Origin of the sequence: Mesorhizobium sp. M7A.F.Ca.MR.148.00.0.0 (assembly GCF_003997735.1) — a bacterium.
Classification (GTDB): Bacteria; Pseudomonadota; Alphaproteobacteria; order Rhizobiales; family Rhizobiaceae; genus Mesorhizobium.
This window is the reverse complement of the sequence record NZ_RZTB01000491.1, coordinates 1-311: the sequence shown is the minus strand read 5'-3', so window position 1 is coordinate 311 and position 311 is coordinate 1. Positions and strand designations below refer to the sequence as shown.

Below are 311 nucleotides of genomic sequence, written 5' to 3'. Positions count from 1 at the left end.
CCGGACATGAACGCATTTGATGTCCGTCCAACGCTGGATGCTCCCGACGACGATCTCTATCTTTGGCTTGAAGATGTGGAAGGCGAGCGGGCACTTGCCTGGGCCGCCGGCCAGTCGGCAAAGACCCTGAAGCACTTCAGTGGAACGCAGTTCGAGCGCGACCGCGCGACTCTGAAGGCAGGCCTGTTCCCTAAGCGGCGTCGCATCTCCCCCGGCCGAGTCGCATGGCTTGAATCCGATATCAGGGCTTGGATGGAAACTAGACCTGAGAGCCGCACCGCATGAATGTAGCCTCCCAATATCTGCCGCTT

Annotated in this window: 1 protein-coding gene; it reads left to right on the top strand. The window is 59.8% G+C overall.

Annotated elements, in window-relative coordinates:
* Positions 1–6 precede the first annotated feature (6 nt).
* Positions 7–285: an AlpA family phage regulatory protein gene (locus EOB49_RS38750; protein WP_127309512.1), complete on the top strand. Its 279-nt coding sequence runs from the start codon at positions 7–9 to the stop codon at positions 283–285.
* The last annotated feature ends 26 nt before the right edge of the window (positions 286–311 follow it).